Raw genomic sequence first — 24010 nt, forward strand, 5'->3', positions numbered from 1 at the left:
AAGTAAAGTGCTTCGCTCGACTTGCATGTGTTAGGCACGCCGCCAGCGTTCATCCTGAGCCAGGATCAAACTCTCGTTAAAAGTGTTTGTTCTGTTCAAGAATTACTGCTAGCAATTCTATCCCTTTACTGTGTTTGGTTCGTTTGAACCGTTCTTAGAAATTTTCTCTTCAAAGAAATTTTCAAGGGTTGTTGTCTATTGTTCAGTTATCAAGGTTCCTGTCGTTCTTTTCAAGCGACAGCTTTGATATTTTATCAAATCTCATTTCGTTTGTCAAGAACTTTTTTAATTTGTTTTGTTTTTCGCTGTCCCTCACGAGTCAGCTTAGATATATTACCATTTTTACCAAGTGTTTGTCAACACTTTTTTACAACTTTTTCAAGTTTTCTTCCCGGTACTATATCTGGTGGTTTTACATGATATTATCCACAATTTAACATTCAACATATAAAAATCACTGGAACTCTCCCAGCGATTCTTTGAATGGTACCGCGATAATACCAAACGGAGAAGGAGGGATTTGAACCCTCGCGCCGCTACTAACGACCTACTCCCTTTCCAGGGGAGCCCCTTCGGCCAGCTTGGGTACTTCTCCAAAATGTCCGTCATTTAATATACACGATATTGAGCTTATTGTCCAGTACTTTTTTTCCAAATATAAAAATTGAGACATCTTACCGTTTTTTCAGGAAAACACTGAAAACATTCCCCATCCCTTTTGCACTGCTCACCTTAATATATCCACCCTGATCCGTGATGATCTCACGGAACAGATACAGACCGAGCCCAATCCCCTCTTTTACAAAGACCGCATTACCGCCTCTGTAATAGCGCATAAAGATCCTGGGGTATTCTTCTCCTGGTATTTCATTTCCGTAATTCATGATATCGATCCTGACAAACAGCTCGTACGATGTCACTGTAACACATACAGGCATCCCCGGCTCGCCGTATTTGACAGCATTATCCAGTATATTAAAAAGAGCCTCTTCTGTCCACCGCCTGTCATATACTGCCTGCGCTTCCCGATCTCCTGACATACGGGTAGGCTCGTCGGCAAGGATGATCGCCGGCTTGGCTGACAGCGCCCTCGCGATCGCCACTCTCTGCTGCTGCCCTCTGGAGAGCTGGTTTGGACAGGACTTCATCTTATGCTCGATCCCCAGCATTTTTGTGATCCGTTTGATATAGGCTGTGTCCGCTTTATTTCCATCCAGCTTTACCGGCATTACGATATTCTTGTATACATTCAGAACGGATACCAGGTTGTAATTCTGGAAGATAAATCCGATCTTTCTCCGCCTGAATATAGTCAGTTCATCCGGCTTCATCCCGGAAATATCCTGCCCGTCGATAATAATCTTCCCTTCATCCGGTCTGTCCAGGCCTCCGATCAGATTTAAAAGCGTTGTCTTCCCGGAACCGCTCGTCCCTACGATCGCGGTAAACTCCCCCTTCTCCACGGAAAAACTGGTGTGGTCGACTGCTTTTACGAGACTTTCACCTTTTCCGTAATATTTTACAAGCCCTTTTGCTGTCAAAATATCCATAGCTGCTTCTCCTTTTCCTCATTTCTCCTGGTGATACTTATATTTAAACAAGGACTTCTTACAAACTTCTTACAGTATTGCGTTTTATATTCCGGGGATATACGGGGAAGGCTCCTTCACATAGACATTTACAGGAACGCGCCTTTTTGCAGGCACACACAGACTGGTAAACAAAAAAACAAAACGGAAGCCTTTCAGCTTCCGTCCTAAAAACGGAGAGGGTGGGATTCGAACCCACGCGCCCTTTCGGACAAACGGTTTTCAAGACCGCCTCGTTATGACCACTTCGATACCTCTCCATATATACGCCGCAGATAAGATACTTTACTATATTTTCCCTGTGCGACGCTGTTTATTCTAACACAGATATAAAATCCATGTCAATACCTGTTTTTCAAAAACCCTTCCGCCGTCCCGAGATCTTCCGGTGTGGTGATCTTTATATTCTCATACGAGCCATAAAAAAGCCTGACCGGAAAATCCAGCATCTGCTCTACCACCATAGCGTCATCCGTGACCGCCGGATGTCCTTTCTCCATGAGCAGACGGTACGCTTCTTTGACAAGAGCCGTCTCAAACACCTGAGGGGTCTGGACGACCCAGACCCTGCTCCGGTCAGGCGTATCCGCCACAAAGCCGTTTTCATCCGCGATCTTGACCGTATCTTTTGCAGGCATTCCCGCCACGCATGCCCGGTCAACGCTTACGCATTCATATCCCCGCCGGATGGTCTCTTCGTCCACGAAAGGTCTTGCACCGTCATGGATGAAAACAAACCCATCGGCTTTTGCCTCCTGAAGCCCGTTCCAGACAGAATCATATCTCTCCGCCCCTCCGGAGACAATCTTCTTCACTTTGGACAGCCCATACCTGTCTATGATCTCCTTCCGGCAGTACTCTTCTTCTCCGCTGCCTGTAACAAGGATGACCTCATCGATCAGCTCAGAGTCCTCAAATGCTTTCAGAGAATAATAGAGCACCGGTCTCCCACCCATGAGCAGATACTGCTTGTGCACTTTTGTTCCCATCCGCTTCCCGCTGCCCCCGGCAAGCACGATAGCTGTGCAGAATTTCTTTTCCATATACGCCCTCCCGGATAATTCCGCTTTTCTCCTGCTCTCATCCGCCGCCACGGAGCCAGCCTTTCTCCAGCTCTCATCCTCTCCGCGGAATCAGTCTTTCCTACCGCTCGCCCAGTTTCAGGTTCGGCACTGCATTCAGATCCCATCCATGCCTTGTGCCCGCGAGATACTCGTAATACGCCGCAGCTCCGATCATTGCCGCATTGTCAGTGCAATAGATCGGCGACGGGCGGTAAAAACGGATCTCCCGCTCTTTGCACGCCTGTTCCATAGCTTCCCTGAGCGCAGTATTCGAAGCCACCCCGCCTGCGATGGCAAACTTATACACGCCATAGTCTTCTGCCGCCCTCATGGAATTCTCCACCAGGACTTCTACGACCGCCTTCTGGAAGGAAGCCGCGATGTCCGCAGGATCGAAGCTCTCACCTTTCATTTTACAGCCGTTGATGTAATTCAGCACCGCGGATTTCAGTCCGCTGAAACTGAAATCATACTGCGCGCCTTCGATATGTGCTTTCGGGAACTTCACTGCGTCCAGATTTCCTTCTTTTGCGATCCGGTCGATCTTCGGTCCTCCCGGATAGCCCAGACCGATTGCACGGGCAACCTTGTCATACGCCTCTCCCGCCGCGTCGTCCCGTGTGCGCCCGAGGATCTCATATTTCCCATACTCCGCCACACGGACAAGATGGGTATGCCCGCCTGACGCGACGAGACAGAGGAAAGGCGGCTCCAGATCCGGATGCTCGATATAATTCGCAGAGATATGCCCCTCGATATGATGCACTCCCACCAGAGGGAGATTCCGGGCATACGCGATGGCTTTCGCCTCTGCCACTCCCACAAGAAGCGCTCCCACAAGCCCGGGGCCATAGGTTACGCCTACCGCGTCGATGTCGTCCAATGTCACCTCCGCCTCTTTCAGCGCCTCCTCGATCACCTGGTTGATCTTTTCGATATGTTTCCTTGATGCGATCTCGGGCACGACTCCGCCGTACAGCTTGTGAAGGTCGATCTGGGATGAGATGACATTGGAGAGGACTTCTCTCCCGTTGTGGACCACCGCTGCCGCAGTCTCATCGCAGGACGTCTCGATGGCCAGGATATTGATATCTCTTATCTCTTTCATGTTACGCCTCTCAATCTTTAAACATCAGCTCTGTTGACATTCCGTCTTTCCCCGCCTTTGCAGCCGGGAATATGCGGCGCACCTCCTCCATATAAGGCTCCGGCCGGGTCAGGGACGGGCTGTAATGGGTCAGCCACATTTCTCCCACCTGTGCGTCTGCCGCGATCTGTGCCGCTTCGTAAAATGTCATATGTTTATATTCCGCCGCTTTGGCAGCCTTCTCTTTCTCCCCATACATCCCTTCACAGATAAAGAGATCCGATTTTTCTGCATTTCTGCGGATAGATTCCGTGGGCCTCGTATCTGTGGTGTAAGTCAGCTTCAGGCCCTTCCGAGGGGGACCCAGTACCATATCCGGGGTAAACACCCCTTCTTCCGCCTTGATCGTCTCTCCATTCTGGAGCCTGCTCCAGTACGGAAGCGGGATATTCCGGGCTTTCGCCTTCGCCGCGTCGAATTTCCCCGCGCGGTCGATCTCCAGGGTATACCCGTAGCAGAGTACATTGTGGTTGACGCGGAACGCCTTCAGGCGGTATCCGTTCATCTCAAAAGTCTGCTCCGCCCCTTCGATCTCTCTGCAAACGATCGGGAAAGGCAGCTCCGGCGCGATCACGCGCAGGCTCCCCACCACACGCTCCAGTCCTTTCGGCCCGATCAGCGTAAGGGGCTCCCGCCGGTCCGCGTTCCCCATAGTAAGGAGCAGCCCCGGGAGGCCGCTGATATGATCCCCGTGATAATGGGTAAAACAGATCACATCGATGGGCTTGAAGCTCCACCCTTTTTCTTTCACCGCCACCTGGGTTCCTTCCCCGCAGTCGATCAGCAGGCTGCTGCCGTTAAAGCGGGTCATCAGCGCTGTCAGGTAACGGTACGGGAGCGGCATCATCCCGCCGCACCCGAGCAAACATACATCTAACATTTGATCCCTCTGTTTTCTATTTCTAAAAATCCGTATGATTTTTCTGTCATTCCGCTTTGTTCTCTATCTCCGCAGGCAGCTTAAAAGACGCGAGCAGCCTGTCATAGCATTCCTCGCACAGGTCAAAGCTGTGTCTCTCACCGTCTTTTTCGGAAAAATATCCCCATTCCTGATCCACACTGAATACCCCTTCCCTGGGATATCCGTCCACTACCGGGATTTCTTTTCCGCACTGGTTGCAGATGATTTTTTTAATTTCTTTTGTTTCTTTTATCTGATACTGGCGCATACATCTTCCTCCTGTAAAAAACAGTCTTGTTCTCTGTTACGCCTAAAGTATATCTGACCGGACCGCAGATTCCTACTGGGAACTGCTGCCGGTACTGTGGCCCGATTTCCAGCCGCCATATACACCGGCGCCTGCTTTGGAACGTCAATGCTTACACGCCTGCGCTGGCGACGCTGCGCTTATTCTGCCTCTCCCGCGCTGTCTTCCCCGGTCTCCACCGGGCGGCTCATAAGAATGGCGTCTTCCGTCGGATTCTCATAAAACCGCTGCCGGATGCCATCTTCTGCAAATCCCGCCTTAACATAAAGCGCCCTTGCCGCCGTGTTGCCCGCCCGCACGTCCAGGAGGATCTTCCTGATCCCGCCGGACCTGCAGATCACTTCCAGTTCCTTTAAAAGGGCACTGGCAACCCCCTGCCTCTGCATCTCTTTTGCCACAGCGATCCGCGCGATCTCCGCCTCGTCTGTCGCCGTATACGCCAGCAGATACCCTGCGGCGCGCCCTGCTTTCTCCGCCATCAGGCAGATCGCGTTCGGCTGTGCCAGAGTCTCAAGGACCGATTTTTCACTCCATGCATCCGGGAAGAGCTGATGCTCCATCTCTGCCACTGCCGCCCCATCCTCCATTGTCATTTTGCGGACCTCGGGCACCGCATTTTTCTCCCGCTGCGCCCTCTCCCGCTCTGCCTGGGACACCCGCAGGTACTCCGGCTTATGCTCTGCCGCTGTCTCATACCAGCCTTCACGGTAATATCGGATCCCCAGCGCCCCGACTGCTGCCGCTCGCTGTCGGTTCATGTACGATGGGGCAAAAAAGAACGGTACTTTCAGTCCTTCAGCAAGCCTCTCTCTGTACACCGGGACACCGTCTCCCAAAAACACTACGCGTTTCCCATAGATATTCAGACGCCGGATCAGTTCCTCCACTGATACTGCCATCTGCACGCGCACCACTTTAAAGCGGTATCTCATCTCCTCCGTATCTTCCGCCGCGCGCTCGGGGACAAAGGTATAGATCCCTGTGTAGACCTGGCTCCGCCTTGCATCCATGATCGGGCAGATGATATCCTCGCACCCGTAGACACTGTAAGCCATCGCATCCACTGTCGGCACATGGACCAGCGGTTTACCCAGCGCAAGCCCCAGGCCCTTTGCCGTCGCCGAGCCGATCCTCAGCCCGGTAAAGGATCCCGGGCCGCCAGACACCGCGATAGCATCGATCGTCGACAGATCGATCTCCACCATGCGCACCATCTCGTCGATCATCGGCAGAAGCGTCTGTGAGTGTGTCTTTTTATAATTAATCGTATATTCCGCGACCGTCTGCTCATCCTCTACGATCGCAGCCGTAGCTGTCAGCCCTGAGCTGTCTATCGCCAATACTCTCATAGTCTGTCCTGCTTTCTATTCCCATTCATTCTCTCTGCGCCACTGTGATCCTCCGGTAGTCAAACCCTCGCTCCAGGTCTTTCTCGATCAGGATCTCCGTGCGCTTCTCCGGAAGGATCTCGCTGATCAGGTCCGCCCACTCGATCAGGGAGACTCCCTCTCCCATCACATAGTCGTCAAAGCCGACCTCTTCCATCTCTTCCACGTCGCCGATCCGATACACGTCAAAGTGATAGAAGGGCAGCCTTCCGCCGTCGTATTCCTGGACGATCGTAAATGTCGGGCTGTTCACCGGCTCTTCGATCCCGAGCCCTTTTGCCAGTCCCTGGGTAAACACGGTCTTCCCGACTCCCAGATCTCCCGTCAGGGTAAACACCTGACCGGCGTATGCCTTTTCTCCCAGCTCTTTTCCCACGCGGAATGTCTCTTCCGGGGAATTGGTCTCTATCACCATATGCGTACTCCTTTCTCAACGATATCCTCTGCCGGCATATCTGCACTCTATCCTCAGGGATATACAGCTCCGTGGGCATACCCATACCCGCGCGCTCCTTCCCGTTGCACGCCGCCTCACACGCAATGCGGCAGCCGGCGCGCATCCCTTTGTCTTACCGGACTTTCCCGGTCTGCGTCCTGCCGGCTGCCTTACTGCATCCTTCTTTTAGTGATGGAACAGACGGATCCCTGTAAATGCCATCACCATGCCGTATTTATTGCATGTCTCGATCACATTGTCATCCCGCACGGAACCGCCCGGCTGCGCGATGTATTTCACGCCGCTCTTGTGTGCGCGCTCGATATTGTCACCAAACGGGAAGAACGCGTCTGAACCAAGAGACACATCTGTCATCTTGTCCAGCCATGCCCGCTTCTCCTCGCGTGTAAACACTTCCGGTTTCTCTGTAAAAATATTTTCCCACGCGCCGTCAGCGAGGACATCCATGTACTCCTCCCCGATGTACAGATCGATCGCATTATCCCTGTCCGCACGCTTGATGCCCTCTTTGAACGGGAGACCCATTACCTTCGGGCACTGTCTGAGCCACCAGTTGTCCGCCTTCTGTCCGGCGAGGCGTGTACAGTGGATACGTGACTGCTGCCCCGCTCCGATGCCGATCGCCTGTCCGTCCTTTACATAGCAGACAGAGTTGGACTGTGTATATTTCAGGGTGATCATAGCGATCGCCAGATCCACTTTCGCCGCGTCTGTAAGCTCTTTGTTGTCTGTAACGATGTTAGAGAAGAAATCCTTATCAATATGCAGTTCATTCCTTCCCTGTTCAAATGTAATGCCGTACACTTCCTTGCGCTCCAGCGCCGCGGGCACATAATCCGGATCGATCTGGATCACATTGTAGTTTCCTTTTTTCTTCTGCTTTAAAAGTTCCAGCGCTTCCGGCTCATATCCTGGCGCGATCACGCCGTCAGACACTTCGCGCTTGATCAGCCTTGCGGTATCTGCATCGCAGACATCGGACAGCGCGATGAAATCACCGAAAGATGACATCCTGTCCGCGCCTCTCGCACGCGCATAGGCGCACGCCAGCGGCGAAAGCTCTCCCAGGTCATCCACCCAGTAGATCTTCGCCAGCGTCTCGGAAAGAGGCAGTCCGACTGCCGCTCCCGCCGGGGACACATGCTTAAATGATGTCGCCGCCGGAAGCCCGGTCGCTTTTTTCAGCTCGGAAACGAGCTGCCAGCCGTTAAAAGCATCCAGGAAGTTGATATATCCCGGACGCCCGCACAGCACCTCGATCGGCAGGTCGCTTCCATCATTCATGTAGATCCTGGACGGCTTCTGGTTCGGGTTGCATCCGTATTTCAGTTCTAATTCTTTCATCTTTTTATCCGCTCCTTTTCTTCTGAATCCATCTTCCAGTTCAATGTCAGTCACTGGTTTTTATTTACGATCTTCGTCTCATATTTCCCTGTCTCGATGTCGATATAGCGGACAAAAAGGGAAACTTTATTTTCCTCGTTCAGGCTGTTCCAGAGAAGGTCAGTAAACGCGTCCATATCATCGGAAATGCCGATCAGTTTCGGCTCGCCCTCAAAACTCGGGAGCGGATCTCCGTCACACATGTACGTATGGATGAAATGCCCTTCTCCCGCCGCCGGATTTTCATAGGCAAATGTATACCGGCTGCAGCTGTCCGGGCTGCCGTTATTGCTCTTTAAAATAGACATGGCATAATTATATGTGCCATTTTCTATATGCATGATCCCGGAGATGCGGGGCGTGTAGTTCGGTCCGTCCGGCTCGAACTCTCTTGTGCGCAGAGACTGTTCAAAAGTAAGCTGCTTATCCATGCCCTCATAGATCGTATCCGTCTGATCGCCGTTTGTCACGATCGTCTTATTGCCGAGAACACGCACCGGAGCGTAGATGATCAGGCTCGGATCTGTCAGCTTCGAAGGATCAAACGCCTGTGTGCGGATCCCCTCTCCGTCCTCCACGAAAATACGGTTCCTGCTGTTCTCGCTCCTCCCCATGATGAAATAAGCTGTAACTGCCTTCTTCCCGTCAGGGGTCTTCCCTATGATGATCCCTCTCCCGGGATATGAATTGTTTTTCAGTTCTTCCTCAATAGACAGCATCTTCATCGCGCTGCATCTCCTTTCTTTACGAATCGTTGGTTTCTTAAATCTATTTCTTACTCTGTCACTCTTCCTCTGCGGCGTCCTCAGACTCTCTGCGCTTCTTTTTCCCACTGCGCTCCCCGTCTTCTTCCGCCGCGGCAGGTTCGATCTTAAGCCGCGCCTTTGTGATCCGGTTGTCCCGGACTTCTTCCACTGTAAAGACAAGATTGTCCGAGAGGACTGTGTCTCTGTCGTCCTTCTCCGGGATGTGTCCCAGCTTCTCGATCAGGTAGCCGGAAAGAGTATCGTAGTTTTCTGTCTCCAGCTTCAGCCCCAGCTCCTCATTCAGGTCATCGATCAGGATCCCGCCGTCCAGCAGGTATTCATCCTCGCTGACCGCCTGGATATCAGGAACGACTTCCTCGTATTCCTCATTGATATCGCCCATGATCTCCTCCACCAGATCCTCGATCGTCACGATACCGGAGAATCCGCCGTACTCATCCACCAGGATCGCCATATGATGTCTGGTCTCCTGCATGCTGCGGAACAGCTCGTCCGCATCCTTTGTCTCCGGCACAAAAAACGGTTTGTGGAGCATCCGCCTGATGTCGCCTTCCTCCAGCGCGTTTTTCCGAAGCTCGATCATGACATCCTTCACGTGGAGGACGCCGATGATATTGTCAATGCTTTCCTCGTATACAGGAATCCTGCTGTGCCTCGTCTGAAGGATCTCATCGATCTGAGACTCAAAAGAATCTTCAATGTCAATGGTAAACACATCACGTCTCGGCACCATGATCTCCTTGGCTGTCCTCTCATCAAACTTAAACACCGAGTCGATCATCTCACGCTCATCATCATCAAATGTACCGCTCTCATTTCCCATCTTAAGAAGCGCTTTGATCTCTTCCTCTGTCACAGCCTCCTCCTGGTCTTCTGTCTTCATATGAAGGATCCTCAGGACCAGCTTCGTAGAGAATGACAGCAGCTTGGTAAACGGTGTCAGGATGATCGAGATATAGTGGATCGGCATGACAGTCATCATACAGAACGCTTCCGCCCTCTGCAGCGCGATCCTCTTCGGCACAAGCTCACCGAACACAAGATTGAAAAACATCAGGATCAGCGTCACGCCATTGTGGGCGATCTGCCCGCTGTATGGGATCCCCACACTGTGCATCCAGTCCGCCAGGACCGGCGAGATGCTCGATGCCGCTGAAGCCGATGAGTAAAATCCTGCAAATGTGATCGCCACCTGGATGGTAGAGAGGAACTTCGTCGAGTCCTCAAACAATCCCTCGATCACTTTTGCCTTTTTATTTCCCTCCTCGGCAAGGCTGCGTATCCTGTTCTTATTGACAGATACGACCGCCATCTCCGCTCCGGCAAAATATGCGTTCAGCAAAGTGAAAAACAACAACAGTAACAAGTCGAAAATAATAGTGTTCCCCGCAGGGTCCGCGTCCATAAAAAAACTCCTCCTAATAAATTATTATCAGGAGAAGTATATCATGTGAATGCTGTTTGCGCAAGATACCGTCATTTGCTTTGACTTTCTTTCGTTTTCAGCTCTTTCGTTTTCACATGCTCTGCGATAAATCCCGGCACCTGTCCCTCAGGCATGCCCAGTGCATAGGAAAACTCACTGAACAGCGCATGCTCCAAAAGCACCTGGTACTTCTTGTCCACGCTGGTGACCGATCCCCGGCTCTTTGTCCGGCTGTACGCAGTCTTAAGGACTCTCACCCAGCCTTCCGGCGAATATCCTGAAATACAGTCCTTATATTCCTGCTCTCTGAGTTTCTCATTCTTCACACGCAGCGTCTCGATATCCGGCATGCGTCCGATCAGGGCGAGCGCCTCCTCCCGGCTCACCGGCCTGCGGATGTGTCTCTCATCATCCGCAGGCACATACACCCTGTCCCCGGAATCCTCCACAGACTGCAGTGTATTGTTGCTGATTTCATGAGCTGTCACCAGACTGCTCTCATGAGTTGTCTTTAAGTTGCTAAGTTTACTGTCACCGTGATGGTTGATGTATGGGCCGTCCGGAATTCGGACGGCACCTTCTCTATCCGGTTACGGTTCCAAGCATTTCGTGTTCCACTACATACTTGACCATATAATCATCGACGAGCCGCTTTTGCTGTTGGAACGCATACATAAGCGATTTTTCGCATACCCGGTTGATCATTCTCGGAATCCCGGCTGAAGCCTTATGGATTTCGTCCATTGCTTTGGTGGTAAAGATCTCCTGGCTGCATTCCGCATAATCCATGTGGCTTTTGACATACTTCTCCGTCTCTGCCCGGTCTAGATGCGGAAGTGTACAGTACATATCGATCCGCTGGCGGATTGCTGCGTACCGTTGAAGTTTCAGCTTGTTATCCCACAGTTCTGTCTGCCCTACGAGCACGACGGCCATGGGACTTACAGAATCGAACCTGTAGTTCAGAAGGAAACGGAATTCCTCCAGTGTTTCTTTCTCCAGCAGGTGCGCCTCATCCAGAACGCATACCACCTTTTTATGCTGGACACCGTGGATGATCTCGATCTGCTGTTGGAGCTGACGTTTGGAATCGCCACGGTAGAACCGTGCTTCCAGCCCCAGCTGGTCCAGCATCCCTTTATAAAACCACCGTGGGGTCAGCTTGGAATCAGAAAGATACAGGATGATATATTCTTCCCTCGGAAGTTCCGAATAAAACCTGCGGATCAGAGTGGATTTTCCACAGCCGGGATCCGCTGTTACGACCGCAAACATCTGCCGGTCTGCTACATAGCAGAGCCTGCCGAGCGTTTCCCGGAAAGCGTCAGACTCATAGAGTTTTTCTGCTGGGATGTCACGTACAAAAGGTGTATTGGTCATCCCGAAGAATGATTCATACATTGTGATCCGCCTCCTTCCGGTAAGAAGCAAACGAGATCGCGTCTGCCCGCTGGCGGGTCGATTCCGAATGTTTCTTTTCCAGCGCATCAAGGAAGCGCGAGGTTGTCGGAGTCTGTTCCTGCATTGCAGCAGGAAGTGTTGGGTTCTTATCACAGAACTCGCCGATCCTGACCGGCTGTGCGGGAAACGGCTCGTATCCCGGATAACTTACCGTAATAGTTTCCGGAGCCGCAGGATCATAGGAGATCTCAACCTTATATCCGATCAGAGCCGGTTTCGTTTCATACTTTCTGCCCCTGAAACTGATGCAGGCGCCCTTGTCTACTTTACGTATCTCATGGTGCAGAAATGCTTCGGATACAACAGAGACATCCAGATAGGTCAGAGGACGGCTGTCACGGTTCCATTCCTGAAGGGGAGTGATCCCTGATTCCGGGACTGCCGCACCAAGGCTTTCGTAGTATTCGCTGATCCCTTCATGGGGTTTTTGGTGATAGTACGCATCAAGGAACACGGCCCACAGCCGGTTCAGCTCTTCCAGGGTTTTGATGTTTTTTAGTTTTGCCTCCCGGTTAAACATATCCACTACCTGATGGAACTTTTCAATCTTCCCTTTGCTTTTGCCGCTCCGCGGTTTTGCATGGAGAACCCGGATCCCCAGTCTTGAAAGAGAGAGCCTGATCTGCCTGGCGATATATTGGGAACCGTTATCAAAGTAGCAGGCGTCAAACTTTCCGTATCGGAGGATCGCCTGGCGGAACGTATCCTCAACAATGGCTTCCTCCTGACTGTCATAGAACCGGGAAGCCAGCAGGAGGCGGGAATGGTCATCGATTGCAGAGGAAAGATACGTCTGTACTCTGGCGCCATTTTTCCCGATCGGAAGTTTGGGACCGTACTTGATATCCCCCTGTACCAGCATCATACGGTGCGGTTTGCAGAAACGTTTGGAAGAACTCCCCCGCGCATCGCGGTACATCTGCATCTGTTCCCTTCCGTAACCAGCCCGGTACAGGTGCCGTTCCAGAGTGGAGCGTTTCAGGACTCCCGGTGCAGCATAGCCTTCCAGTTCCAGTATGCAGATGATCTGTGCAACAGACCGCTCCGGGACTTCCTTACGGAGCTGGATTGCCTGCTCAAGCAGAAGATCAAAGTTTTCCGGAAGTTTCTGTGAACGGCGTTTTTCGCGTGTGGCTGGTTTTAAGCCGGCAAACTGTCCTTCACGGTAGGCTTTTTCATAGCGGTAGATGGACCGGACGGAAATATCATTGGCCTGAGCAATCTGTTTCCGGAGCCGCAGCCTCTTTGCATCGTCAAGATCTTCCCGGAGCAGCGGCGCGATCAGCTGGAATCGGGAAAGAGCTTCCTGTTCCTGCCATTGTTTGATTCTGTTTGTATTGGTATTCATATATAGTGACCTCCTTCTGAGACCACTATACCTGCCAGCTCTGTGACAGACGAATCAAAACAGGTGCATAACATCACCACGGTACAGCAGGTAAAAAACCGCCGCTGTTGTAGATGATACGGAGGATACGCTCCAGCCAGTCCTGATGTGTTTGGCGTATGGTATCGAGCAGTGACGCGTGAGAGAAAAGAAGTTCTTCTCCCAATCCAAGTATCCGGTATCCGGCATTACGCAGGAATCCTTCAATATTTACGAGGTTCATCTGGAACCACTGGAGCCATCGCAACATGGTCTGCAAGGAAGGAAAGTCTTCGGAATCAGCATCCTCCGATGTTATGATCCCGTCGATCACGCCGGAGATCACCTCGGCTTCATAATGCTTGTGGGGTACAAGACAATCAGGAAGCTCATTGTGATACCGATGACATTCCGTGCAGCGGAGCCTGCGGATCATAAGATACTCTTTCACGCCGCCTTCCTTCTTCCGGATACGTAGTCTGGTATCGCGATACTTCAAAGTACCGCCACAGACGGGGCAGACAGGGGTGTCATCACTGCTCATAACAAAAAACACCGGAGTCCGCCTTGTAGGTCAGTGTGTATTCTGATATAATAACCATGGTTTTTATAACCGGGTCTCAGAGTACACGACTTTCCAGGGAGGGTGCTCTGAGACTTTTTCTTTCTGTAGTCTTATGACAGTATACAGAGCAATCCGCTGACAGGCAAGTAGATCATAAATATGCTATTTTAAGAAATCAACAACAGTGTATAATATACCCTTCCGCTGTCCGAATACAAAAAATCCAGCGTGCCGATCTCTTCCACCTTATACAGTCCTCTGCACTTATAAACTACCGCGTCTCCTCTGTCCAGCATACAGATCCTCCTTTTCTCTGCCCGGCTTCCACAATATGTACGGCGTTCCCACATTTTTCCTGTCACCTGGAGTATTACCCAAAAAAGACCGGTACAACGCTGTAACGGTCTTTTTACAAATCCTCTGTAATTATTTTAACATTTTCTTAGGATAATTGTAAGAAGTCTAATAATTTTTATATTTTTTCGTCATTTTGCCTTAATATATCCACCCTAATTTTTGTGCAGATTATCACAGCCGGGCAGGAACATTTTGAAAAAGCACTTTGCAGAAGCGTCATCCAAACGCCTTTCCCAAATACTATTTTCGGTCAGCCGAACACCTTTACCGCGCCCCATATGACCCCTGCCAGCATCAGCACATACAGGAAACCGATCACAACAGAACTCTTCTTCCCCATCCCCCATTTTTTCACCGCCAGATACATAGCATCCAGGACATCTGCCAGAAATACAAACTGAAGGATCCCATGCCATATCGCAGCGCCGGTCCCCGTCTTTTTCTCCCTATATGTAATGCGGATCACCTGTATCCCGTAAAATGCTCCAGGCACAATGGCAAGCCACGATGCAAATACGGAAAAAGCAACCGACGCGGCCAGCCACGGCAGAAGGACAGGCGCTGCAAAAAGCGCAAGCCCCCTTGTCCCCACAAGAGTCCCCAAAGTCAGGATAAGATAAAAAAGGAACATAACAATAAAATTAACCGCGAAAAAAATAACAAGCCCATATTTATGGATCAACATCCCATTGACACATCCGGCTGCATCTCCGGTTTTGTACACCTTAAAAGATCTTACGAGTTCCAGCACTCCAAGGATCAATACTGCGAGCCAGTAGATCCCGACCGGAAGCAAAAACAGAAAGAATACAAGCAGGCCCCGCCCAAACGTATCCGCCCATGCTGTCAACGCATCCCAGGGTATGGGCAGCACTGTCAAAAGCCATATGTAGAGGCATGCAAAGGGAACGCACAAGGTAAGCAGGATAACGTATGTTATTGAAAGGGTATATTTCTTCATGATCGATTTCTCCTCGTATTGATCTGACGTAAAATAATTGCATTCTTTCATGATCTGATTTAAGTTTGCCAGAGCATCCGTGCGATTTCAACTACTTTTTACGGCACTCACCCTAAACAGATCCTTTTAAGAAACATAAAGCTCCCCAGGAAAAATGTCCCGGGAGGCCATGCAGCGCCTTGTGGCGTCTGGAGCGTATATTGTTGTATCCCAAATCCTATATTTGTGGCTATTACTTGTTAAAATAGTACTCGCCATTTTTCTCTTTTCGCATAATTCCAGCAACTTTTCAAAATTTCTCTTATTGAAATTCCTTCCCGCCCTACATTTTAGCCACTTTCTCCTTTTCACCTGAAGAAAGTTGCAAATCTCCAAGAGAAAGTTGCGGTTTATCGGAAGATTGTTGCGGTTTTGTGCTTTCAATTTCTAATTTTAATTCCAGCTGTGCGTAACGAGCCTTACTTCGATTTGGCAAAGTTACAATAAAAAATATTCATCAGAATAGAATTCCGGTTGCTCTGCATAATCAACGCAAGAATTAAGGATTCTCCGAATACCACTCCCCCAGCGTTCCATATAATGAAGCCTTCCAAAAGTATCAGAAATAATCTTATTTCGCCGCATAGATGGCACACGCCTGAGAATTCCTCATCATCCAATGCCGCTCCTTCTACAGAGCTTTTTTCTATACCTTTCCATCTGGTGCATACAACTTTTGATTGTTTTAAATAACCCTGATCACAAAGAAGCAATCCGGAATTTGTTACTTGTCCGCTTTCGGTCACAAAGCCCATTGAAACAATATCTTTTGATAAATCAAAATCGTCCCCTGTTTCCTTTTTTAATGTTGCTGTAAGCAATGTAAAACCGACATCTGAAAATTTATAGGAACTGGGCAGCGAATCGTATGTTTTATTCATTCCTTTCAAGATCAAATTATTCTGTTCGATCACAGTGGCAATTTCGGATCTGTCTCCTCGTCTTACATATATTCCTCTTGTTTTTTCATGAACATAGTAATACGGCTAATGAGGTCCATTGGCCACTTCCAGATCAATACATAACCGCCCATCCATTCTGCTGCTAAAAGGCGTCAGCGTATAGCGTACCGGCGGTTCTACTCTTGAGGTTAAAAGCTCTGAAATTTTACTTGCTGTACTCTGTGCATCATCAAGCCCTATCGGGTCATGCCCATTATCAGTCACACCAAAGAGAATATGACCACCCTTTGTATTTGCAAACGCCACAACAAATTTTTACCAACTCTTAGGTTTTTCCCGGGTGCTGATAAGTACCCGGGGCTTAATCGGTCTGGATTTCTATTGTTCGACCTGACATTTCAAATCGTATCAAAATAAATTTCATCTGGTGGCTTACATAGCTCTCTTTATTAGTATATTTCTACTTCACTTCCCAATGTCCAAAGCGCTTGCCGCCTTCACGAACAATCTTTCCCTGTTCGGAAAGTTTCTGTATTGCCCGCTGTGCGGATGCTATGAATCGGCCTGTTTTTGCAGCTATTTGCTTTTGGCTGAGCCTATTATTCTTAATCAAAAGTTGAATTATCTGATTTTCCAAAACATCATTCAAAACATCAAAAAAGATGTTTTGGAATTTCTGCATTCGTATTATTTTGCTCATCTTTCCATGTCTCCCGGAATATCTTTTGAATAGTAAATACCCCCTATAATCACTTTATTTCTTTCCCTTATGCGTAATCTGCATTCTCAAGATACTCTCTCAATTCCACTTCTTCTTGATATTTTTCAAGGCTTCTCCGTCGTTCTTCAAGGTATTTTCTATGATCTATATAATCAATTCCTTTTAGGCTATCCTTTAAAGATTGGAGAAATTCAATTTTTTCAAGAATAAGTGGGACCTCACTTCCCGACCATGAATAGGATAACGGAAATAGATGAAGTTTCTCAAAATCCTCTAGCTTCTTGTCCTCTTTTAAAAATTCAAGAATATACTCTAACTTCCAGTCTGGCATAACTGTGACAACCACATCAATAAGCTTTCTACATTTCTCGACATCCTTATTTCTTTCGTGAAGTTTATCAAACAGCCACCATTTCTTTCGTTCCAGTACGTTCCCATCCCGTGATTTCGCAAATAATAATCTTGCTGACTCCTCTATGAAAAATCTCATGTCATCATCTATGAGAACATTAAACGCATAGTCAACACATTCTCTCCATTTTTCAACAGTCCATATCAACTCAAAAATCTTTTGTTCATAACCATCTCGATAAATATTATCCTTAACCCAATCTACATACTCATTCCATATTGTAGGTCGTTGTTCAAATATTTTTATGAAAAGTTTTCCACCATAATCCACATGATTACTATTCTCGATTGCATTCATGTAAATACTTGTTAACGCATCTAAATCGTTTCTGAAAAAATGAAGAATAGCCTCAACCTCTTCGTCATAATATACATATCCTAAAAAAGCAACTGAAATTTTGGGGGAATTTACAATTGCCTCGATCACCTTATCCTTGAGTTCTTGGTCTCTTTCACAATACCGGTTCATTACTTGTACTGTAGGAATTATAGAATTGCCTTTAACAAGATTATTGAGCACAAATCCTTTGTAATCATTAACCACCTTCTCATTGACGCTTTCTTCTGGTAAACACTCCCAGATAAAAGATAACCAAGTATTCTTCTTATCAAACACCTTATCACTTACTAAAGTCAGTGTTGCTCCATATCCAATATGATCAATCAGATATTTTATCTGGCGGTATCCATCTAACTTAAATGGTGCATTTTCGTTGAAATATTCAGTGATTACATTTACATAGAAGTCACTATTATCTTCCAATACTTCAAAAACACAATCCAGACCACTATTTAAAGACCATTGATCTCTTTCATACACAGTTTTTTCTAAGAAGCGACATGATACAAACAGCCTTCGATAATCAGCTAGTGTGTATGAAATGGTTTCTCTTGAGATAAAATCCTTGCGTATTTTCTCATCTTCTTCTATAGTTCTTCCAATCAAATGCTCCCGAGTCAGCATCTTATATATCATAAATTCCGGATTACTTTTGGAAATCAGATAACGATCATCGATTGTTACTCCAATTCGCTGGGCTACTTCTTTATATTTTGCCACAATCTTTGCATCAAAGAAGTCAGGCTTATCTTTGTCTATAACATTTTCATAAATAACATCAAAATCCGATTGTAAATATTTCTTGGAATCTTCTTCATTTAACCCATTGAAATGAACTACTTCAAGAATGCTATTAACAAGGTTACGATACTCTTCATTCTTTCGTAAAATAGCCAGGTTCTTCCATATTCTTGTTCGGATAGTTGCTATCTCTTCAGTAAATCCAAGAGTCATTCTTACAAAATTGACAGATCTACTGTTTCTGACCGCTTCAGTAAATGATATCTCAGTTTTTAAGGCATATTCAGAGATTTGCAAGTATAAAATACTGTTATTATAATTTGCACCTTCTTCTGTAACGCACCACAACTTATCTAGAAGGCGCACTTCATGACTATACTTATTCTTCCATGAATATTCGTCATATAATAAACGCTCGCTTAGAACGAAATAGAAATCCATTATCAAATCAGGTCTTTTCGTAAAATACAATATTAGAAGATCTATTGCATCATCAAAATTATCCGTATACTTATACCCTCCCAAGATTTCTATCTCTTTTGTAGAGATATTATGATAATTCTTTTTACTATTGATATCGTAACTACGCAAATCAAAAGCCACAGTGTTCTCTTGCTCTATGTGCTTCTTTATAATGGAAAGTGCCTTATCAGGATCAACTCTATAGAAAGACTCAAGATATTCCATTGCTTGCTCAGTTGGTGCATTTTCCCAGGCAGAAATAATTGAATTTTCCACATATTTTGCCAATTCCTCAGAATCAAATATTTCCATTAGAGTATTAAGAACATATATGACCTTATTTCTATAATATGGAAATCCAATAGAAATTAAGCTTTCCACGCTTATCCATTTCTTTTCAAATAAAACATAGTACATTATGTAGTTGCCAAGACTTTGATCCGATATCTTAGTTATCTCATTTTTAAACCAATCGACTAGTTCCAAAGAATAGAGATTTTCTACTATATCCTTTTCAATAATCTCGTTGCCATACAACTTCTTCAAAGCATTAAACAGCTGGTTTTCAACGCCTTTCACTGGCCCAGCTACAGCAATAAAAAAAAGCATCATAATATCATCTTTGGTCAGCTTAGCATCATCAATAATCCGACCATAATAATTTTTGAAAATATCTTCAGCATTTCTTATTGCTTGATACCCATCATCAATGGCTCTAATCCCAGCAAGGAATGCAAGCCTTATATTTCCATTGGCAATCGCTGTAATCTTTTTAAGATAATCAGAATTTAAAATCCCAAGATCATTTTTTAAAATGTCTTTTATTTCATCATCTTTAAAGCGTCCAATTTCAATAATATTAGGTTTTGCATACTTCAATACTGAGTGGATTACCCTATCTCGAGCATAATCTCGCACTGTAATAAGAACTTTGACCTCATAATCTCTTGATAAAGTTAAAATTGTATTAAGCACATTATCCAAACTTGCCACCATATTAGCATCATCAAAAAAGATTAAATATTTTCCAGGATCAGAAATATAGTACTTAATATCTTCATATAATAAATTTCCATTGCTTTTGATGCAGTAAACTTTTACTTCATCTTCGTCTTGTTTTCGACATACTTCTAAAGCCAATCGTGTCTTTCCAATTCCAGACGGGCCGGTCAATATGGTAACCCTGTTACCGTTAATGCTATCACACGTTTCACTAATTTCAGACTCTCGATGAAGGAATTCACAATCAATCGGCGCATTGATACCGTTTGCATCATATGCTTTAACAAAATCTTCAACATCAAAAAACTGATTTGTATCAATTGGGATGCCAAGTTCATCTTTTGCAATATGGGGATAGATTAATGCCAAATCGTGTGAAAGAGTATCAATTCCAATAAGTTCCACCTCTACCCCTTCAACAACTTCCATAATGCTACTGAATTGCTCAATATGAATATTGGTAGAACAGTGACCGCAGATGATCTTCTTAATTTTATTCTTAGGTAGTGATAGTTTCGCTTTATCAAAACACGATACGATATCCTCTCGTATTTTCTCTGCTGGCTGCGAACTCACAGTTCCATAGTTAATTAAGATGTATTTTCCATCATCCGTCAGAACATAGGAGTCCGGTGTACCTTTTGTTGGTTTATTAGTGCCAGTCTGAACTCCAAGCGTTTGAATATTCTTAAATTTATATTTTTTGTAGAGATATTCATCAAACAATTTTTGAAAGGCGCCACCCTCCAATTGCATAATCGCACTTTGTATAAGATTTACATTACTCAATCCCTCACCCCCCTTTTATGCAACCGTTGCATTTGCGTTAATACTCTCAATTACTTTTCTAATTTCTGCCCATACCGTAAAATCAGTAAACAGTTCTACCACATTTCCCTGATCTGTAAACGGAGCCTCCTGCAGCACTGACAAGTCCTTCATCAATCCATTATGTACGATATATTCCACGATCTGATTCACAAAATAAATCTGTCCGCTGTCCAGATTAGCCCCATCCAGATATTCAGAAAAGGCTTCTTTTGCAGCATTCATATCCAGTCCCACAATCTCACGGACAAATTCTCCAAGAGGCTTGTCCCCATATTCTGCTTCATATTCATCCTTCGTTCCCAGATCACTCCACAAAATTTTCTCCAATGTTTTGATATCATCCTGAGTCATCAGCTTATTCTTTTTCAGTTTTGCAATAACAAGATCATCCTGATGCTGTCGGACATAATATTCTGCCTTCGCCTTATTTTTCCATATTTCTTTCCAATCAAATATGCCAGTTCTATTCCATACATTAATGCATCAAACCGAACCGCGCTTGCCTCGTCTCTATCCGGCAGGATCAGTGGGGCCAGTTCTTCCTCTACAAGTAGTGTATCCTCATAGCCCAGAGTCTGATAGTTGGACTGATTGGAATACAGATTCACATATTTCAGGTGCTGACGGACTGCAAAGTTTTCCCGGTTTAGTTCCTGCACTTTCTCACTCATATGCTGTATCAATGCATTCTGGTAACTATATTTGTTGAAGTTTTGTGTAGATTTAACCAGCATAAGATAAATTTGACATTCTCCCCGTTCTTTGCTAGAATAAAAATGTAAAAAGGCACTACCGATAAGCGGTTAGTCCAAATTCATATTAGTTACGAAAAGTAACCGTAAACCTTTGGTCGAGGGGCGGTTACTTTTTCGTATGATTAATATATGCTATTAAGATCGTAACGACAATACCAAGTATCATCAAAACGATGGAGAGCATTTCATAATCACTCATAAGTTCGCCCTCCTTTCCCAGATTTCCCTTTACAGAGATCTCTATGTAATCAGAGGGTTCAGTCCCTCTGTCGAAGGACTAACCGCCTACCGTTCTCTGGCAGTGCCTGATTGTATTTTATCAGAACAAGCATTCGATATCAAGCAAAATATCTGCTATTCCTTGATCACTGCAATGAATGTTGCTGTGCCGCTTCTCGTTTTTCTTCTATGCGCTCATGAATTTTTATCTGCTCCATGGTATACATTTTCCGCTCCGTTTTCTTCATCTTCTGCTGGAATTTCATATATTCACTGGATTCTTTTTCACCCCGTTTCACGCCATTCCACAATGTTTCCGGAGACGTGAAAAAGGGGCTGTCGGTTAATACCGATTTTTGACTCCTGACAAACAAGACGGAGACAATCCCGAAGAATATGGACATTTTTTAATCCATAATTCTGTCGGAGATTGCCTCCGTCTTTTTGCAAGCGCTATTTTAGGGCGCAATAACCCCTTGGCTGGATTTTTCAGAGCACTCCTTTGGTTAAGCCGCTTCCTGCTCCTTTTTCCCTTCAAATTTTTCGATTTCCTGATGTAAAAACCGATGATATTTCATGATGTTCCGCCCTATGGCATACAGCATGAACTCTTTATATACTTTCTCTTTCGAACGGTAGTTAAAACGACGGAAGTTTTCGTTCTCTTTGATATCTCCAAAGTGACCCTCTGTCTGGATCGACCGTGTCTGACGTTTCAGGATCCCTTCTTCACTCTGGATATTCGTGTTGGACTCCTCCCTCAGTTCTTCCCAGCGTTCATTGATCTTCATGACCTTGTTCTGGTCCGGATTCTTTTCGGGATTGTATTTATAAAGACATTTCGATTTATATTCACATTCACTGCAGTCCGCACAGCCGTATACCTCTATTGTCTGTGTGTAGCCGTCCTGTTCTCTGCTTTCTGTCCGGATATGGCGCAGCTCTCTTCCGTCATGGCAGATATAATAGTGCTCATCCTCAAAAACGGAATATGTCATGTTGTAATATTTCCCGATGTCTTCTTTGTATGCCTGTGTCTTCCTCTTCTCATGGTCCTACAGCTTGATGAAGCTGCGGATTCCATTCTCTTTCAGATACAGCAGATTCTTTTCGCTGCAGTAGCCACTGTCGGCAGTTACTGCTTCCAGCTTATCCCCAAACGCTTTCCTGTGTTTTTCCAGAACTGGGATCAGCGTGTTGTAGTCTGTCCGGTCATTGCTTACATATCCGTGGACAATAAAGTAATTTTCTACTGCGATCTGGACGTTATAGGCAGGTTTTAACTGCCCGTTCAGCATATGGTCCTCTTTCATCCGCATGAATGTCGCTTCCAGATCTGTCTTAGAATAGCTGTTGCGGTCTTTCCCCATAATCTTAAAGCATTCTTTATACTCCATCAGACGCTTTCCGCATTTTTCCAGTTCCTCATAAAGTTTCTGGATCTCCGGCTTGCGCATTCCCTTCCCGAAAACAAACTCAATCCCTTCCCCCTCTGCAATCCGCATCAGGTTCTTCTGCAGTTTCCGGATTTCAAGCGGGGAACAGTGATCGATTTCAATTATGGTATTATTGGGGATTTTCTTATGCTTTGTCAGTTTCCGCTCCCTGTTCTTTTTGATGATCTTCCTGATTTTGTCCATCCCCTCGATCACAAACATATGGGCATCCCCAAGGTCGTATTTCGGACCATACCCATTGTCCAGCAGGAAAGCGTTGTACTTTGTATAAAGGGCATCGATCGTATCCAGCAGGCCTGCAAGGTGGTAATTCAGGCTGCCCCGCCAGACAAAGGTATATCTGTTGGCATTTGCCTCCAGTTTCGTTCCATCGATATAAAGTTCTTTCAGTGTAAGAAACCCTTCTTTTTCCAGGCGGCGCATGAACTGGTAATTCAATTCATCCAGGACTTCCCCTGTGAGCTTTTTGCCTTTAAAATCGTAAAAAACATCCCTTTGAGGCTTCTGCCCTTTCGTCAGCCAGATAAAAGCAAGGTCTCTCTGGCACAGATCAACAATCCGGTCAACGGCCCGGACTCCGCGCATGTTTGCGTAGGTAACGACAGCATACAGCATGATTGGGTTAAACCCGGTTCTTCCCTTGTTTGGATAACAGGCCAGCAGGCCTGAAAAATCTAATTCCTCCATCACTTTTTTCAGGGTATAGACTGGATCGTCATCGGGTAGACTCAATTCGAAGAAACTGAAGTTAATTTTCTGTTGCCCAATTTCAAAAAAGTCGTTATAATAATCTTGTTTTTGCATAGTTCCATTATAACATGGAACGGAGAGAAAGATGGTTGTCGTTAGCCATCTTTTTCTCTTTTTACAGGATAAATTTCAGGGGCAGTTGTGACTCATGCGAGTCACAACTGCCCCTGTTTTGGACTATCTATTTCCCGACAGCCCCTTTTTGAAGCGTTTTGATAAAGTTTAGCGCTTGCTGAACTGC

Annotated in this window: 20 protein-coding genes, 2 tRNA genes, 1 rRNA gene and 2 pseudogenes; all 25 read right to left on the reverse strand. The window is 46.5% G+C overall.

Going from position 1 to position 24010, the window contains the following annotated elements; all coding sequences use genetic code 11:
* A 16S ribosomal RNA gene (locus B5G27_RS04205) occupies positions 1 to 81 on the reverse strand; the annotation flags it as partial.
* 424 nt (positions 82 to 505) lie between these two features.
* A tRNA-Ser gene (locus tag B5G27_RS04210) sits at positions 506 to 595 on the reverse strand.
* 79 nt (positions 596 to 674) lie between these two features.
* A complete protein-coding gene (locus tag B5G27_RS16845) occupies positions 675 to 1550 on the reverse strand; it encodes an ATP-binding cassette domain-containing protein (RefSeq protein ID WP_087177760.1) in 876 nt (291 codons plus the stop codon).
* A gap of 213 nt (positions 1551 to 1763) precedes the next feature.
* A tRNA-Ser gene (locus B5G27_RS04220) sits at positions 1764 to 1849 on the reverse strand.
* A gap of 81 nt (positions 1850 to 1930) precedes the next feature.
* Positions 1931 to 2632: a 2-C-methyl-D-erythritol 4-phosphate cytidylyltransferase gene (gene ispD / locus B5G27_RS04225; protein WP_087178139.1), complete on the reverse strand. Its 702-nt coding sequence runs from the start codon at positions 2630 to 2632 to the stop codon at positions 1931 to 1933.
* A gap of 100 nt (positions 2633 to 2732) precedes the next feature.
* Positions 2733 to 3761, reverse strand: a complete 1029-nt coding sequence (gene tsaD, locus B5G27_RS04230; protein ID WP_087177761.1) for a tRNA (adenosine(37)-N6)-threonylcarbamoyltransferase complex transferase subunit TsaD — start codon at positions 3759 to 3761, stop codon at positions 2733 to 2735.
* Positions 3762 to 3771: 10 nt separating this feature from the next.
* A complete protein-coding gene (locus B5G27_RS04235) occupies positions 3772 to 4680 on the reverse strand; it encodes a ribonuclease Z (RefSeq protein WP_087177762.1) in 909 nt (302 codons plus the stop codon).
* 46 nt (positions 4681 to 4726) lie between these two features.
* On the reverse strand, positions 4727 to 4969 hold the full coding sequence (locus B5G27_RS04240) for a hypothetical protein (RefSeq protein ID WP_087177763.1): 243 nt from the start codon (positions 4967 to 4969) through the stop codon (positions 4727 to 4729).
* A 179-nt stretch (positions 4970 to 5148) separates the two neighbouring features.
* Positions 5149 to 6357 (reverse strand): tRNA (adenosine(37)-N6)-threonylcarbamoyltransferase complex dimerization subunit type 1 TsaB, encoded by a 1209-nt coding sequence (gene tsaB, locus B5G27_RS04245; RefSeq protein ID WP_087177764.1) that lies wholly within the window; start codon positions 6355 to 6357, stop codon positions 5149 to 5151.
* A gap of 25 nt (positions 6358 to 6382) precedes the next feature.
* On the reverse strand, positions 6383 to 6811 hold the full coding sequence (gene tsaE / locus B5G27_RS04250) for a tRNA (adenosine(37)-N6)-threonylcarbamoyltransferase complex ATPase subunit type 1 TsaE (protein ID WP_087177765.1): 429 nt from the start codon (positions 6809 to 6811) through the stop codon (positions 6383 to 6385).
* A 207-nt stretch (positions 6812 to 7018) separates the two neighbouring features.
* Positions 7019 to 8197 (reverse strand): phosphoribosylaminoimidazolecarboxamide formyltransferase, encoded by a 1179-nt coding sequence (locus B5G27_RS04255; protein WP_087178140.1) that lies wholly within the window; start codon positions 8195 to 8197, stop codon positions 7019 to 7021.
* Positions 8198 to 8247: 50 nt separating this feature from the next.
* Positions 8248 to 8961 (reverse strand): IMP cyclohydrolase, encoded by a 714-nt coding sequence (locus tag B5G27_RS04260; protein WP_087177766.1) that lies wholly within the window; start codon positions 8959 to 8961, stop codon positions 8248 to 8250.
* 58 nt (positions 8962 to 9019) lie between these two features.
* On the reverse strand, positions 9020 to 10408 hold the full coding sequence (locus B5G27_RS04265) for a hemolysin family protein (RefSeq protein ID WP_087177767.1): 1389 nt from the start codon (positions 10406 to 10408) through the stop codon (positions 9020 to 9022).
* Between the two features lie 71 nt (positions 10409 to 10479).
* Complete coding sequence (locus tag B5G27_RS04270; RefSeq protein ID WP_087177768.1) at positions 10480 to 10917, reverse strand: hypothetical protein; 438 nt, start codon at positions 10915 to 10917, stop codon at positions 10480 to 10482.
* A gap of 94 nt (positions 10918 to 11011) precedes the next feature.
* The gene (locus tag B5G27_RS04275) at positions 11012 to 11830 is read right to left on the reverse strand and encodes an ExeA family protein (protein ID WP_087177648.1); all 819 of its coding nucleotides are present in this window, start codon (positions 11828 to 11830) and stop codon (positions 11012 to 11014) included.
* Positions 11823 to 13238 (reverse strand): DDE-type integrase/transposase/recombinase, encoded by a 1416-nt coding sequence (locus B5G27_RS04280; protein WP_087177647.1) that lies wholly within the window; start codon positions 13236 to 13238, stop codon positions 11823 to 11825. The genes B5G27_RS04275 and B5G27_RS04280 overlap by 8 nt, the downstream gene beginning before the upstream one ends.
* 73 nt (positions 13239 to 13311) lie before the next feature.
* Positions 13312 to 13800 (reverse strand): DUF6431 domain-containing protein, encoded by a 489-nt coding sequence (locus B5G27_RS04285; RefSeq protein WP_275533020.1) that lies wholly within the window; start codon positions 13798 to 13800, stop codon positions 13312 to 13314.
* A 188-nt stretch (positions 13801 to 13988) separates the two neighbouring features.
* Complete coding sequence (locus B5G27_RS16570) at positions 13989 to 14117, reverse strand: hypothetical protein (RefSeq protein WP_275533026.1); 129 nt, start codon at positions 14115 to 14117, stop codon at positions 13989 to 13991.
* Positions 14118 to 14428: 311 nt separating this feature from the next.
* Positions 14429 to 15139 carry a hypothetical protein gene (locus tag B5G27_RS04290; RefSeq protein WP_242958227.1) on the reverse strand — a complete coding sequence of 237 codons (711 nt, stop codon included), beginning with the start codon at positions 15137 to 15139 and terminating at the stop codon, positions 14429 to 14431.
* Positions 15140 to 15597: 458 nt separating this feature from the next.
* Entirely contained in the window at positions 15598 to 16092 is a 495-nt protein-coding gene (locus B5G27_RS16325) for a hypothetical protein (RefSeq protein ID WP_242958228.1), read from the reverse strand.
* 72 nt (positions 16093 to 16164) lie between these two features.
* Positions 16165 to 16386 (reverse strand): AlbA family DNA-binding domain-containing protein, encoded by a 222-nt coding sequence (locus tag B5G27_RS17010; RefSeq protein ID WP_206608977.1) that lies wholly within the window; start codon positions 16384 to 16386, stop codon positions 16165 to 16167.
* Between the two features lie 154 nt (positions 16387 to 16540).
* Positions 16541 to 16780: a winged helix-turn-helix domain-containing protein gene (locus B5G27_RS04300; protein ID WP_087177770.1), complete on the reverse strand. Its 240-nt coding sequence runs from the start codon at positions 16778 to 16780 to the stop codon at positions 16541 to 16543.
* A 67-nt stretch (positions 16781 to 16847) separates the two neighbouring features.
* Positions 16848 to 20546, reverse strand: coding sequence for a hypothetical protein (locus tag B5G27_RS04305; RefSeq protein WP_087177771.1), 3699 nt, complete (start codon positions 20544 to 20546; stop codon positions 16848 to 16850).
* Between the two features lie 15 nt (positions 20547 to 20561).
* Positions 20562 to 21283, reverse strand: a pseudogene (locus B5G27_RS04310) (type I restriction-modification enzyme R subunit C-terminal domain-containing protein); the annotation flags it as partial.
* A 785-nt stretch (positions 21284 to 22068) separates the two neighbouring features.
* A pseudogene (locus B5G27_RS04320) lies at positions 22069 to 23823 on the reverse strand (IS1182 family transposase).
* Positions 23824 to 24010 lie beyond the last annotated feature (187 nt).

The sequence above is a fragment of the Lachnoclostridium sp. An76 genome (genome assembly GCF_002161355.1).
Classification (GTDB): Bacteria; Bacillota; Clostridia; order Lachnospirales; family Lachnospiraceae; genus Mediterraneibacter; species Mediterraneibacter caccavium.